The 12,317-nt window shown below is 51.7% G+C and carries 20 protein-coding genes; 14 read left to right on the top strand and 6 right to left on the bottom strand.

The features are described from left to right. The first annotated feature begins 13 nt into the window (after positions 1-13). The 14 genes from U5O15_06895 to U5O15_06830 all read left to right on the top strand — a co-directional run bounded on the left by U5O15_06895 (position 14) and on the right by U5O15_06830 (position 8,492). Complete coding sequence (locus U5O15_06895; GenBank protein ID MDZ7860378.1) at positions 14-496, top strand: permease; 483 nt, start codon at positions 14-16, stop codon at positions 494-496. Beyond that, complete coding sequence (locus tag U5O15_06890) at positions 493-1,056, top strand: permease (protein ID MDZ7860377.1); 564 nt, start codon at positions 493-495, stop codon at positions 1,054-1,056. The genes U5O15_06895 and U5O15_06890 overlap by 4 nt, the downstream gene beginning before the upstream one ends. Next, a complete protein-coding gene (locus U5O15_06885) occupies positions 1,043-1,348 on the top strand; it encodes a hypothetical protein (protein ID MDZ7860376.1) in 306 nt (101 codons plus the stop codon). The genes U5O15_06890 and U5O15_06885 overlap by 14 nt, the downstream gene beginning before the upstream one ends. Before the next feature lie 120 nt (positions 1,349-1,468). Next, entirely contained in the window at positions 1,469-2,017 is a 549-nt protein-coding gene (locus U5O15_06880; protein MDZ7860375.1) for a macro domain-containing protein, read from the top strand. Next, on the top strand, positions 2,004-3,344 hold the full coding sequence (locus U5O15_06875; GenBank protein MDZ7860374.1) for a nicotinate phosphoribosyltransferase: 1,341 nt from the start codon (positions 2,004-2,006) through the stop codon (positions 3,342-3,344). Before U5O15_06880 ends, U5O15_06875 begins: the two co-directional genes overlap by 14 nt. A 34-nt stretch (positions 3,345-3,378) precedes the next feature. Then, positions 3,379-3,954, top strand: coding sequence for a nicotinamidase (locus tag U5O15_06870; GenBank protein MDZ7860373.1), 576 nt, complete (start codon positions 3,379-3,381; stop codon positions 3,952-3,954). A 160-nt stretch (positions 3,955-4,114) separates the two neighbouring features. Continuing rightward, the gene (locus tag U5O15_06865) at positions 4,115-4,483 is read left to right on the top strand and encodes a metalloregulator ArsR/SmtB family transcription factor (protein MDZ7860372.1); all 369 of its coding nucleotides are present in this window, start codon (positions 4,115-4,117) and stop codon (positions 4,481-4,483) included. Continuing rightward, the gene (locus U5O15_06860; GenBank protein ID MDZ7860371.1) at positions 4,453-4,905 is read left to right on the top strand and encodes an arsenate reductase ArsC; all 453 of its coding nucleotides are present in this window, start codon (positions 4,453-4,455) and stop codon (positions 4,903-4,905) included. The genes U5O15_06865 and U5O15_06860 overlap by 31 nt, the downstream gene beginning before the upstream one ends. 94 nt (positions 4,906-4,999) lie before the next feature. Beyond that, complete coding sequence (locus U5O15_06855; protein ID MDZ7860370.1) at positions 5,000-5,269, top strand: carboxymuconolactone decarboxylase family protein; 270 nt, start codon at positions 5,000-5,002, stop codon at positions 5,267-5,269. Positions 5,270-5,387: 118 nt separating this feature from the next. Continuing rightward, a complete protein-coding gene (locus U5O15_06850; GenBank protein ID MDZ7860369.1) occupies positions 5,388-5,579 on the top strand; it encodes a hypothetical protein in 192 nt (63 codons plus the stop codon). Between the two features lies 1 nt (position 5,580). Beyond that, entirely contained in the window at positions 5,581-6,774 is a 1,194-nt protein-coding gene (gene arsB / locus U5O15_06845) for an ACR3 family arsenite efflux transporter (protein ID MDZ7860368.1), read from the top strand. Between the two features lie 24 nt (positions 6,775-6,798). After that, positions 6,799-7,671 (top strand): universal stress protein, encoded by an 873-nt coding sequence (locus tag U5O15_06840; protein MDZ7860367.1) that lies wholly within the window; start codon positions 6,799-6,801, stop codon positions 7,669-7,671. Positions 7,672-7,891: 220 nt separating this feature from the next. Beyond that, positions 7,892-8,095 carry a transposase gene (locus tag U5O15_06835; GenBank protein MDZ7860366.1) on the top strand — a complete coding sequence of 68 codons (204 nt, stop codon included), beginning with the start codon at positions 7,892-7,894 and terminating at the stop codon, positions 8,093-8,095. A 232-nt stretch (positions 8,096-8,327) separates the two neighbouring features. Further along, the gene (locus U5O15_06830; GenBank protein ID MDZ7860365.1) at positions 8,328-8,492 is read left to right on the top strand and encodes a hypothetical protein; all 165 of its coding nucleotides are present in this window, start codon (positions 8,328-8,330) and stop codon (positions 8,490-8,492) included. An 80-nt stretch (positions 8,493-8,572) separates the two neighbouring features. On the opposite strand, the gene U5O15_06825 is transcribed toward U5O15_06830, so the two are convergent. The 6 genes from U5O15_06825 to U5O15_06800 form a co-directional block, all read right to left on the bottom strand. Beyond that, complete coding sequence (locus tag U5O15_06825) at positions 8,573-8,710, bottom strand: hypothetical protein (GenBank protein ID MDZ7860364.1); 138 nt, start codon at positions 8,708-8,710, stop codon at positions 8,573-8,575. 92 nt (positions 8,711-8,802) lie between these two features. Further along, positions 8,803-9,315, bottom strand: coding sequence for a nitrophenyl compound nitroreductase subunit ArsF family protein (locus tag U5O15_06820; GenBank protein ID MDZ7860363.1), 513 nt, complete (start codon positions 9,313-9,315; stop codon positions 8,803-8,805). 10 nt (positions 9,316-9,325) lie between these two features. Then, on the bottom strand, positions 9,326-10,024 hold the full coding sequence (locus tag U5O15_06815; GenBank protein MDZ7860362.1) for an aromatic aminobenezylarsenical efflux permease ArsG family transporter: 699 nt from the start codon (positions 10,022-10,024) through the stop codon (positions 9,326-9,328). A gap of 95 nt (positions 10,025-10,119) precedes the next feature. Then, entirely contained in the window at positions 10,120-10,482 is a 363-nt protein-coding gene (locus U5O15_06810; protein MDZ7860361.1) for a putative zinc-binding protein, read from the bottom strand. 49 nt (positions 10,483-10,531) lie between these two features. Continuing rightward, complete coding sequence (locus tag U5O15_06805) at positions 10,532-10,765, bottom strand: thioredoxin family protein (GenBank protein MDZ7860360.1); 234 nt, start codon at positions 10,763-10,765, stop codon at positions 10,532-10,534. 207 nt (positions 10,766-10,972) lie between these two features. Then, the gene (locus U5O15_06800; GenBank protein MDZ7860359.1) at positions 10,973-12,268 is read right to left on the bottom strand and encodes a permease; all 1,296 of its coding nucleotides are present in this window, start codon (positions 12,266-12,268) and stop codon (positions 10,973-10,975) included. Between the last annotated feature and the right edge of the window lie 49 nt (positions 12,269-12,317).

Raw genomic sequence — 12,317 nt, 5'->3', positions numbered from 1 at the left:
GAGGTCAATGACAGTGAACTCGACAGCTATAGTGATAAATCTTTTCGCTTTTGCCTGCTTATTCATCTCTCTTCTCAAGAATAAGGAGAAGACCAAACAGTCCCTGAGAGTAGCGGTGAAGTCTTTTGTCCGCGTTCTTCCAATGGTTTTCATTATTATAATCTTTATCGGTCTTCTTTTAGGTTTCGTCCCGAAAAGTCAAATTTCGAGATTAATTGGTGAGCAAGCAGGTTTCGGGGGAGTATTTATTGTGGCATTGTTAGGAGCAGTATTACATATACCTTCTTTAATTTCCTTTCCCTTAGCAGCATCTCTAATTGAAAGTGGTGCATCAATTACTTCAGTGGCAGTGTTTATTACCAGCTTAACGATGATTGGTGTGGTAACACTCCCTCTGGAAATAAAGATATTAGGAAAGAATATTGCTTTACTTAGGAATGGGATAAGTTTTGGTATTGCAATTATTATTGCTCTCATTATGGGGGCAATATTATGATAAAGAATACAGAAAACTCCGGCCTGAAACGAGATGCAATATTCCTCGCTATTACTTTGATAATCGCGATTGGCTTATTATCACTTTTCCCCGGCAAAAAAAAGGCAGTAACTGCGGCTTCATGGTCATTCTTTGTTGAAATGATCTGGATACTTCCTGGCGTGATGGTATTAATGGGCCTATTCATGGTATGGGTACCCAAAGAAATGGTCGAAAAATATTTAGGGAAAACATCCGGGATAAAAGGCTTTTCTCTTGCCATTCTATTTGGCGCCTTACCGACTGGCCCCCTCTATGTGGCTTTCCCTTTAGCTGCTTCATTGATTAGGAAGGGCGCCCGGATTTCCAATATTATTATTTTTCTTTCTGCGTGGGCGTGCATAAAGGTGCCTCAGGAAATGATCGAGCTTCAATTTCTTGGGCCAGGATTTATGGCTGCCCGACTTGTCCTAACGATTGGATTTGTTGTCATCATGGGCCTATCCGTTGAAAGAATAATTGAGTGGAGTGCTGATAATCCACATAAAGCAAAAGGAGGTAATGACGATGAAGGTATATGATCTTAAAACAATCCAATCCTATCCATATGAGGAAAGGGATAAGAATGTTTTTTACAAAGCTAAAGAATTTAAAGCAAGAATTATCGAACTTCCGCCCGGAGGAGAGATGCCAACTTGTGAAATGGAATCTTATGTTATCTTCTTTGTCGTTAACGGAGCGGCTGAAGTGTCGGTGAATGAAGAAACAGCCAACCTTGAAACAGGTCGATGCCTGATTACCGAACCAGCGACATTGTCAATGAAGACAAAGGATGGCGTTAAGATAATGGGAGTTCAGATAGGAAAGCGCTGAAAATGTCGCCTAACAACCGCATCAAAACGGACCGGCAATTCCGCTTCGCTCCATCGCCAGCCGGTTATGCGGAGTGTTAGGCATAGGCAGAAGAGAACCGCTCGAGGAGGTGAGTTCATGATGAAACGAAATCTTCAGGGAATAACGCTTGAGTGTGTAAAGGGTGATATAACTCGCCAGTCTGATATGGAAGCCATTGTGAACGCGGCGAATGCTCAGCTGCTCGTTGGCGGCGGGGTGGCCGGTGCGATTCATCGAGCCGCTGGGCCAGAGCTGGAAAGGGAATGCCGGCCGCTGGCTCCCATCCTCCCGGGACAAGCGGTGATCACCGGCGCCCACAATTTGCCCAATCACTCGGTGGTGCACTGCCTCGGCCCGATTTACGGGATAGACGAGCCTGCCGGGGAGCTGCTTGGCGCGTGTTACCGCAATGCCCTCCAGTTGGCCGAGCAAAACAGGATCGCTTCCATCGCCTTCCCGGCCATCTCGACAGGCGCATTTGGATACCCGATGGAACCGGCGGCGCGGGTGGCATTCGAGACAGTGATCTCTGTATTGCCCCGGTTGTCATCTGTCCAACATATTCGCTTCGTACTTTTCCATGACGCGGATGTACGTGTTCACGAAGGCGTTCTCGAAGATTTGACAGGGGGAAATGATGCCGAATAATCTCGCGCTGTTTACTGATCTTTACGAACTGACCATGGCTCAGGCTTATTTTGACGAGGGGATGACCGATGACGCGGTCTTCAGGCTCTTCGTTCGCCGCCTGCCCCCGCGACGGAATTATTTGCTGGCCTGCGGCTTGAACACGGTACTCGATTATCTGGAGAATCTGAGTTTTGACGAAGATGATCTTGCTTACCTGGCATCGCTCGAGCAGTTCTCCGATCCCTTTCTTGATCGGCTGCGTGACTTCCGCTTCAGCGGAGCGGTCCGCGCGGTATCCGAAGGCACGCCGGTATTTGCCAATGAACCGATTCTGGAGATTGTAGCCCCCCTGCCGGAGGCGCAGATCATAGAGACCTTCGTCATGAATCAGATCCACGTTCAGACCGTGTTGTGTTCCAAGGCACAGCGTGTTGTGATGGCGGCCAAAGGGCGTCCCGTGATCGATTTCGGTTCCCGGCGGATGCACGGAATAGATGCTGCCCTTAAGGCGGCGCGCGCGTTTTACATAGGCGGTGTGGCCGCGACATCGAATGTTCTTGCCGGCAAGGAGTATCAGCTGCCTGTCGCCGGTACCATGGCGCACAGTTACATTCAGGCACATGATGATGAAAGGGAAGCATTTCGCGCGTTCGCTCGACTCTATCCGGAAACGGTGTTGCTGGTAGACACCTACGATACGATGGGGGGCGTTCGCAGGGTCATCGAACTGGCAAACACATTGGGCGAAGAATTCAAAATCAGCGCGGTGCGCCTCGATTCAGGGGACCTGCTCGTTCTTTCCAGGGAGGCGCGCTGGCTGCTCGATCAGGCGGGACTTGAAAAGGTAGAGATATTTGCCAGCGGCGGGCTCGACGAGGACAGTATCGCGCGCCTTGTTTCCTCGAAAGCTCCCATAGACGGATTTGGCGTTGGCACCAGCATGGGCGTTTCCAAAGATGCCCCTGACCTGGATATTGCCTACAAACTCTGTGAATACGCGGGCAGGGGTCGATTGAAGCTGAGTTTAGGGAAGCCGATACTGCCTGGCCGTAATCAGATATTCCGGGTGAGCATGAACGGGCGCTATGTGCGTGACGTGGTGGCGCGGTCGGATGAACATCTGGCGGGCCAGCCGTTGCTCGAGACCGTGATGTGTAACGGCGAGCGCCTGGCCGCAGGCCGTGTGGACCTCGAATCGGCGCGCGAGCATGCCAGCCGGCAGACCGCTCGCCTTCCGGACCATGTCCTCTATATCACGCCGGCCGAACCGCCGTATCCTGTGGAAGTAAGCCATGAATTGTCCAGATACCAGAAAGAGATCGAAGATAGTGTGAGGGAGAGATGAAGTTCCGTTCAAACGATAAATGAGGAGATACAAAATGACCAGTATCGAAGAAACATTGCATAGCGGTGATGCTGTGATCGTTGTCGATGTACAGAGAGACTTTTGTCCAGGCGGCGCGTTGGCGATTGAAGATAGCGACAAGATCGTTCCCATCCTCAATCGCTGGATTGAAACCGCCATCGCAAAGGGGGCGCCGGTTTACGTCTCGCGTGATTGGCACCCGGTTAATCATATCAGCTTTAAACAGCGCGGCGGTCCCTGGCCGCCACACTGCGTCCAGGACAGCGACGGAGCGCGTTTTCATCCAGACTTGAGGGTGCCGGAATCCGCAATAAAAGTGACCAAAGGCGTTCGCTTCGATCAGGATCAAAACTCGGCCTTCGATAAGACCGGTCTTGCAGAGCAGTTACGTTACGACGGCGTCAAACGATTATTTATTGGAGGGCTCGCCGAGGACGTGTGCGTGCTGGCGACTGTTCTCGATGGATGTAAAGAAGGCTTTGAGGTGGTGCTGATTTCCGATGCAACCCGGCCGGTGACGATCACGGGCGGCGAGGAGGCGCGGAAGCAGATGCATGCTGCTGGAGCGCGTCTTAAAAAGACAGATTGATCGAGTCACACCGCTCGCTGGTCGAGGACGCCGTGAGGATCCCCACAGGAGAGCGCGGGGAATCCGCCATGTAGAAGCTATCGAAATATTTCTGAAGATTCAAGTTGACATTTTGCTTTTATATATATCATAATTCGTCATGTAACGAAACGGAGAAGTTATGTTTGAGTTTATGAATGTTATAAAGGCGCTGGCTGACAACAATCGGGTGCGGATTCTGTGTGTTTTGAAGGAGCGTGAGCTTTGCGTGTGTCAGATCATCGAGATGCTGGGGCTGGCGCCATCCACGGTATCCAAGCATTTATCAATTCTGCGTCAAGCTCGGCTTCTGGATGATCGCAAGGAAGGGCGGTGGATGTATTACCGTTGGCCCGGCAGGCCTGATGTTCTGGTCAGGAAAATTCTCAAGCTGTTAACAGATTCTCTTGGCGATGACGAACAGGTACAGGCTGATATGAGAAGTGTGGATAAGATTATGTGTATCCAAAAGGAGACGCTATGTCGTATGCAGAAAAAAAAGAAAAATTAAAGGTTCTCTTTCTGTGCACCGGAAATTCCTGCAGGAGCCAGATGGCAGAAGGCTGGGCACGTCATTTGAAGAACGATGTGATGGATGTTTATTCGGCCGGGATAGAGATGCATGGGTTAAACGCAAATGCTGTCCGGGTCATGGCCGAAGCAGGTGTGGATATAAGCGCGCAGAAGTCCAAGACCGTTGACGCGGTAAAGGATGTTCCGTTTGATTATGTTGTTACGATGTGTGGACATGCCAATGAGACCTGTCCGATGTGGTTGACAGGCAAGGCGAAGGTTGTGCACGTGGGCTTTGAGGATCCACCGGCACTGGCGAGGAATGCGGCGAATGAAGAAGAGGCGCTGAATTCCTATCGCAAAGTACGGGATGAGATAAAGGAATTTATTCAAACGCTTCCCGGATCATTAGGAATATAAGGGAGTTTATTAAGGACTGGTTTCCCGGCAGTGGGGTTGAAGCTTATGTTGTATCGGCAGAGATTATTGCTATTAAGTAGAGAGGAGAAAAGCAATGGATGAGAAGACGAAAGAACTGATCGCGGTTGGAACCTCGGTGGGAGCGCACTGTCAGCCTTGCCTGACGTATCACGTCGCAAAAGCGAAGGAGCTGGGCATTGGCGAAGACGAGATTCGCGAGGCGATTGCCGTCGGGCATATGGTCGAAAAAGGCGCGATGTCTGCCATGCGGGAATTCTCAAAGGGGATCTTGGACAATGATGCCCGGTCTGGTGAGGGTTGCTGCCCCGGCGGAACAGCGGGGACCAGTAATTGTTGTGGGTGAACCACACGAAATAAGAAAGGATACGGCGATCAGGAGCATCGCCGGCGTATTGCTGGTCGGCGCGGGATTGTATCTGCTGGCGACCTTTTAAATAGAGAACACAACGAGAAGACGAAAAATGGAAAAAGCAACGGACAATGTGCAGAATAAGCGTTTTTGGGCGGCGATCTGGCCGCGCGCGGCAGAGCAGATTGAAAGCGAGAATGAAAAATTGGATTGTTACAGATGGGTGAGGGGCGCGATTCCGGCGTTGGTCGAAACACTGCCGGATTCCCTTACGCATGACGGAAACCACAAGAAAGGAATATAACATGAGCAATGAGGTGAAGCCCGCCGACGAGCGGAAAATGACGAATGTATTCGAGCGATACCTTACCGTTTGGGTGGTGCTGTGCATTGTGGGCGGAATCCTCCTGGGCAAGATCGCCCCGGGGGTTGCGACCTATTTGGACGGTTTGGCCATTATCGTAAAGGGTGCGCCGGTCGTATCGATCCCCATCGCGGTCTGTCTCTTCTTTATGATGTACCCCATCATGGTGAAAATCGACTTCGCGTCTGTTATCAAGGCGGGCAAAAGCGGAAAACCGGTATTCCTGACGCTGTTTGTGAACTGGTGTATCAAGCCATTCACCATGTACGGCATAGCATTGCTCTTTCTCGGGGTTCTGTTCCGCGGGTTCATTGGAGCCGAGGCAACCGATCTCGTAAAGATCCCGTTCGGCCTGGATCTGGCCGTCGGGGCTACGCACGGTGCCGGCACGGTGGTCCTGAACGAAGGTGTCAAGATGCTTCAGATCCCACTCTGGCGAAGTTACTTCGCCGGCTGCATCCTGCTGGGAATAGCCCCCTGCACGGCGATGGTCCTGGTCTGGAGCTATTTGGCGCGGGGTAATGACGGGTTGACCCTGGTCATGGTGGCGATCAATTCTATTACCATGCTGATCCTTTACGGTGTGCTTGGCGGGTTCCTGCTGGGTATCGGGCAGTTGCCGGTTCCTTGGCAGGCGTTGCTGTTGTCGATAGGCATCTATGTGGCGCTACCACTGGTATGCGGTTACCTCTCGCGCAAGTGGATTATCAAAACCAGGGGAGAGGCCTGGTTCACGGACAAGTTTCTGCACGTACTCACACCGGTTTCGATCATTGCCCTGCTGGTGACGCTTGTCCTGCTGTTCAGCTTCAAAGGGGACATCATCCTGAGTCAGCCGTTGACCATCCTGTGGATCGCCATTCCGCTGTTCATCCAAACCATGCTCATCTTCTGGATCGGTTACGGTTTGGCTCGGAAGCTGAAACTGCGCTACGCCGATGCCGCGCCCGCCGCCATGATCGGCGCATCCAATCACTTCGAGGTGGCGATCGCCACGGCTACCATGCTCTTCGGGCTGTCTTCCGGCGCGGCTCTGGCGACGGTGGTGGGTGTATTGATTGAAGTGCCGGTGATGCTGTGGCTGGTTCGAATTTGTACCCGCACGGAGCATTGGTTTGAGAAGGCGCGGGTCTAACAAACAGGAAAGGAGACAGATGCTATGTTTAAGAAAATGCTGGTGACGACGGATTTATCGGAGGCTTCGGAGCGGGTGATTTGCACCCTGGGCACCCTCAAGGCGTTGGGAACGCGCCAGGCTGTGTTGATACACTGCTTCAACATCCGCGATGTGGGATCGCTGGCGGATCGCATGATGGAAATCGCCAAGCCGTCCTTCGAGCGGCAGAAGAAGATTCTGGAGGATCAAGGGTTCGACGTGACGGCCAAGATGGTGCTGGGCTTGCCTCAGATCGAGATCAACCGTCAGGCCGACAAGTACGACTGTTCGCTTGTGGTCGTGGGATCAACGGGCGACACGATGGCGGGGGAGATTCTGCTGGGAGGTGTGGCGAGCGCGGTCATCCACAGCGCCACGCGACCGGTTCTGATCCTGCGTCTCAACCTGGCCGGAGAAGAGGGAAGAAAGGAGTGCGAAGAATGGGCCCGCGACAGCTTGCGGCACGTTCTGTTTCTCACGGACTTCTCCGACAACTCCGAACACGCCTTCTCCTATGTGAAGAGGATCGCGGAGTGCGGCGCCAAGCGGATCACGCTGCTGCACGTGCAGGACAAAGGACGGATTGACAAACACCTGAAGGAGCGCCTGGCCGAATTCAACGAAACCGACACCGCGCGCCTGAATCGGCTAAAGGATGACCTGGAACAGTCGGGCGCTAAGGATGTACACATCAAGATTCCCTACGGCTCGCCCAAGAAGGAAATCCTCGAGCGTATCCGCGAAGACAATGTGTCACTGGCCGTAATGGGCAGCCAGGGGCGTGGTTTTATAGGTGAAATCTTCCTCGGCAGCGTCAGCCATGCAGTGACAAGGCGCGCCGCAGCGCCAGTGCTCTTGATACCGTCCGTTCGGTAGAGGACATAAGATCACTCAAAAGAACAAACCAGACCACGGGTCTTGCAGCTGAAATACAGAAGCTTCTCAGCCACGCAGCTTTCACACTTGATTGCCGGCAAATCCGTTCATGGGGTTTCCTGAGCCCAAGGAAGCTTTTTACCACATCGCTTGCTGCAGATCCAAGAGCAGCGCAGAGACGCTGGGAAAGGTGCTCATAAGCATCAATTAAGTTCTGCCAGTGGTCACTGATGATTCTGTAGAGGAGATTGTCTTCAAACCTGCGCTTTCTGTAGCCCATCGTCTTTATCCTCAGGGAGTTGTAGCAGTCACCAGCGATGATCACAAGGGCATCAGAGCAGCTCTGAGTGCCCGTCTGACCGGCGTTCTGTGGCAGCGCTGCCGGTTTCTATCTTCAGCGGACGGAAAACGAATGGCCCGCTGATAGAATTTACAAAAAAGACGTTGCATGATCTGTTTTGGCGCTGTATTCTGAAAGAAAATATATAGAAATAGCAGTATTTTCCCGAGGGTGTATTATGGAGAAACGCAATAGAATTAAAGCGAGCAAAGAGCTTCTCGGATATATACGGGCCAGAGGCGGCGTCATCACCATAGGAAACTTCTACGTTGTTTACGGGTGATGACGGGCTGAGAAAAAGCTGTCCGGTCGGATGGTGAGACCAGAAAATCTGATTTACGCTGAAAAGAAAAGGGATTTCTCTGAGTTCAGGGCAAAAGATATCACCTTTTTTATAGAGAAAGATTTAACGGCGAATTCAGGTGAGTTGGAATTCATACTGCCGGACAAAGGCAGTTACACAGTGGAACTCGTTGAATAATCCCGCATTTGATATGCTTAGTTTCGTACTGCCTATGAAAATCGCAATTTCAGATGCTACCGGGCATTTACGTTACCTGTTCAGTTCTTGAGCAGGGTTTCGACAAAGGCTTTGATCTCGTCACGGACCTTCCGATAGCACTCCATCTGCTCTTCTTCTGATGCGCCTTGCTCCGCGAGTTCCCCGGCCATCTCTGGCGGATCGCCGAAGCCGGACATGAACAACCCTGCAGTTGCCCGGAAAGAATGAATGCGGTTCCGGTCAGTCGCCTGATCCGGATTTCGAGATGTGTACGGCTAAGCCGTTCATGCTACTCCCTCTCTTTGGTATTCACAAAATCGGCTGTTTCGTTTTGCATATAAAAATCGGCTATTTCGCTTTGCACATAAGTTATGAATCCCTGCTTGTTCCAGACCAGGTCCCAGATCTCTTCGAGATTTTTATAGCCTGTTTCCTTGCCGTCTTTCATATTTACAAGCACCATCGACTGAAAACTCAGATCATAGTCCGTCAGGAAGTGCTCGTTACGGGGTTTATCATAGTTGACCACCTGCCACTCAATCCGGCCCGATTCCAGTTCGGCCGAGAAGCAGGTCTCCACCGCCTCTTTTGAATATGCTTCGAGTGTATTGCAGGTTGGACACCGCTTATTCCCGTGGAAGTAATAGACTATCAGCCGGTCATTCTGTGATTGTTCATCTGTGACGGGCTGCTGGCTGGTAATTGCCGGTGGAGTGTCACTCGTTTGTTTAACAATCAAAGTCACTATACTTATGGCTACGAAGAGAAGAAGAACTGCAGAAATAACGGTTTTCAGTTTCATGAGATTTTCCTTAGTTGAACATGTTTATTCCAAAGATATAGGCTAGAGTGTAGTGGATACCTAACAGTATGAACACTACGCCCGTGACTCGCCGTGCCCACTTTTCGAAAGTTTTCAGCTTATTGAACATCACACCAACCATCCGGGCGCTAATGGCAATTACGAAAGCGAATACAATTACCGGCAGGGCAGTCCCGGCGCCATAGACGGAGGGTATTACCACCGCGGAATTATGCTCGACAGCCAGCGGAATGAGACTGCCGAAGAATAAAGCGGCCGAAACCGGACAAAATGACAGAGCAAAGAGCAGACCCAGAAGAGCCGCTCCCCAGATGCCGAACCGTTCCGCCCGTCCCTGCATACGAGATCCGATATCACTGCGCATCAAGTCAAATGAAATCATCTCCAGGAGAAACATACCGACGACAATGAGAATTGGCCCCAGGAACTTGTTCATGTTCTTCTGAAGGAACATCGCCAGCTCCGGAATAGACAGTATGCTGGCTACAATCAGGATACCGAGCACAAGATATGTCAACATCCGGCCCAGCGTATAAAGCAACCCGGAGGCGAGGACTTTTCGGGGATTTTCAACCCGTCGGCCGATAAAGCTGATCGCGGCGATGTTGGTGGCCATAGGGCAGGGCGATATGGAAGTAAGGATTCCCAGCCAGACGGCTGAACCAAGAGCAACAATGTAAGAATCCATTAATTCTCCTTCAGGTATGCGTTGATCTCATCCTGCACGTAGTTGAGGAACTCATTCTTGTTTCTGATAAGCTGCCACACCTTGGCCAACCCCCTTCATTTTCCTTCAGCTACTATCATTTCCGTCCGTTCATAAGCACGGGCAATATACTCCCGGTCGACTTTGGTATTGCCCTTTCCCGTGCCGAGGTCTGAAAGCAGGATATGGTCGAAGGATGATGCTCCGGCTTTCATTGTAGCCAGTCTGGCACAGTTTTCCGAACAGCCGTCGATAACGAGAACCCTTTCCGCTATTTTTATGGAATCCATCGCGAAGTCAAGTCCGTTGGCGACGGCCGTCAGGCACCCCATGGACGCTGGTTCATTGGTGAAAAGTGCCGTGCGGCCTGATCGGCCGCGGCGCCGACATCGGACGCGCCGGAGCAGGCGAACACCAATCGCGAGGAACCGCCGCAACACCCGTTTTGTTCTATCTCCATTATCAAATCTCCTGCCTATGACCTGTTTTCTAAGCGATGAGCTTTTTCAGTTCATCAACTGAAGGCACCTTGCCGGTTACTTTCACTTTACCATCGACAACCAGTGCGGGCGTCATCATTATCCCATAGCCCATAATTTTCTGAATGTCCTCCACCTTCCCGATCTGGCAGTCCAGATTCAGCTCGTTGGCGGCTATCTGCACCTGTTCAGCGAGCTTTTTGCATTTGGGGCACCCGGTCCCCAGAATCTCAATTTTCTTCATATAGCAACCCTCCTGAGTCTATTCTGCTGTTATCGACTGTCTTCCACTTTGTCCGCCCCTCATATAAAATTAAGCTGGCGCTCAGTTGGATAGGGCCACAACTAATCCAAAGAGGATCGTGCCTACACTCATCAAGGCCCAACCGCCCACCGCCACCCTCGAAGCAACTGGCCAGCATAACAATTGAAGTCTGATCAGTTCTCACGGTCATATCGCTCCGTAAATCAGTCCGCTGATGGTAGCAATAATGACTACCAGCGACACAAAAACGATTGTCTTCTTTGTTCCCATCACCGATCGGATGACCAGCATATTGGGCAGAGACAGAGCCGGTCCGGCAAGCAGCAACGCCAGAGCCGGTCCTTTCCCCATGCCGTTACCTATCAGACCCTGAAGAATCGGCACTTCGGTGAGAGTGGCGAAGTACATGAACGCCCCCACCACCGACGCGAAGAGATTTGACGCGATTGAGTTTCCGCCCACCAGATTGCTTATCCACTGCGATGGTATCAGGCCTTCTTCGCCCGGACGGCCCAGTAACAGCCCGGCGATAAGTACTCCCCCGAACAGAAGCGGCAGAATCTGTTTGGCAAATCCCCATGTCTGTGAGAACCATTCCCCGGATTCATCGTCGCGCCTGCTGATTATCAGCGAAAGTCCAATTACCACGACCGAGAATGCGAGAAGCGGCTCATGCGGGAAAAGCAGCGCCACCGAAGCAGCGGCTACACCCGTAAGGATGACCTTCACTTTCGATAGTTTGAACCAGAAAATGAGCATAGCGCCAAGCCCGGCCGCCGCAACGCTTGTAATCACCCACTTGTATGAGTAAATCATCGACCAGAACCCCGAAGCTTCATCGGGCTTTCCCCAATTGGCGAACACTAAGATCGCAACCATGGCGGCGAAGTAGAGACCGTTCTGCCAGAGGGGCCGGCTTTCTTCCGGCTCCGGCGCAGCCATCTGGGCATTTACTTTTTCGGTTTCCTCTTTGCGGAAGATCAGATGCATCAGAAGCCCGATGACAATACTAAAGACTATAGCGCCGACCGCTCTGGCAATGCCAAGTCCGCGTCCCAGAACTCGCGCCGTAAGGACTATGGCCAGGACATTGATTGCCGGGCCTGAATATAGAAAGGCGGTGGCTGGTCCCAGACCGGCGCCCATACGATAGATTCCCGCAAATAGCGGAAGAACTGTACATGAACAGACGGCGAGTATTGTTCCCGAGACCGATGCCACGCCATACGACAGCACCTTATGCGCCTTCGCCCCGAGATACTTCATTACCGAAGCCTGACTGACAAAAACAGCTATCGCGCCGGCGATGAAAAAGGCCGGCACAAGACAGAGGAGAACGTGCTCCTGCGCGTACCATTTAGTCAGTGCCAGGGCTTCAATAACTGCTCCGCGCAGGCGAACACTGTCGATAGGCAGATAAAAGAAAATAAGGAAGACCGCGACTATCCAGGCCAGCGGCTTCCATTCAGATTTCCAGTTCAATTTCAATTTTCAAACTCCTCATAATAATGGGTTTCTAACGTCCAATTAT

Source organism: Candidatus Krumholzibacteriota bacterium (assembly GCA_034520215.1).
GTDB lineage: Bacteria > Krumholzibacteriota > Krumholzibacteriia > Krumholzibacteriales > WJIX01 > JAGHBT01.
This window is presented reverse-complemented; position numbering and strand designations above follow the sequence as displayed.

Bases quoted from the DNA above. Each gene is read 5' to 3' on its own strand.
- U5O15_06890 (MDZ7860377.1), top strand. From the start codon at position 493: ATGATAAAGAATACAGAAAACTCCGGCCTGAAACGAGATGCAATATTC.
- U5O15_06885 (MDZ7860376.1), top strand. From the start codon at position 1,043: ATGAAGGTATATGATCTTAAAACAATCCAATCCTATCCATATGAGGAA.
- U5O15_06880 (MDZ7860375.1), top strand. From the start codon at position 1,469: ATGAAACGAAATCTTCAGGGAATAACGCTTGAGTGTGTAAAGGGTGAT.
- U5O15_06875 (MDZ7860374.1), top strand. From the start codon at position 2,004: ATGATGCCGAATAATCTCGCGCTGTTTACTGATCTTTACGAACTGACC.
- U5O15_06870 (MDZ7860373.1), top strand. From the start codon at position 3,379: ATGACCAGTATCGAAGAAACATTGCATAGCGGTGATGCTGTGATCGTT.
- U5O15_06865 (MDZ7860372.1), top strand. From the start codon at position 4,115: ATGTTTGAGTTTATGAATGTTATAAAGGCGCTGGCTGACAACAATCGG.
- U5O15_06860 (MDZ7860371.1), top strand. From the start codon at position 4,453: ATGTCGTATGCAGAAAAAAAAGAAAAATTAAAGGTTCTCTTTCTGTGC.
- U5O15_06855 (MDZ7860370.1), top strand. From the start codon at position 5,000: ATGGATGAGAAGACGAAAGAACTGATCGCGGTTGGAACCTCGGTGGGA.
- U5O15_06850 (MDZ7860369.1), top strand. From the start codon at position 5,388: ATGGAAAAAGCAACGGACAATGTGCAGAATAAGCGTTTTTGGGCGGCG.
- arsB (MDZ7860368.1), top strand. From the start codon at position 5,581: ATGAGCAATGAGGTGAAGCCCGCCGACGAGCGGAAAATGACGAATGTA.
- U5O15_06840 (MDZ7860367.1), top strand. From the start codon at position 6,799: ATGTTTAAGAAAATGCTGGTGACGACGGATTTATCGGAGGCTTCGGAG.
- U5O15_06825 (MDZ7860364.1), bottom strand. From the start codon at position 8,710: ATGTCCGGCTTCGGCGATCCGCCAGAGATGGCCGGGGAACTCGCGGAG.
- U5O15_06820 (MDZ7860363.1), bottom strand. From the start codon at position 9,315: ATGAAACTGAAAACCGTTATTTCTGCAGTTCTTCTTCTCTTCGTAGCC.
- U5O15_06815 (MDZ7860362.1), bottom strand. From the start codon at position 10,024: ATGGATTCTTACATTGTTGCTCTTGGTTCAGCCGTCTGGCTGGGAATC.
- U5O15_06805 (MDZ7860360.1), bottom strand. From the start codon at position 10,765: ATGAAGAAAATTGAGATTCTGGGGACCGGGTGCCCCAAATGCAAAAAG.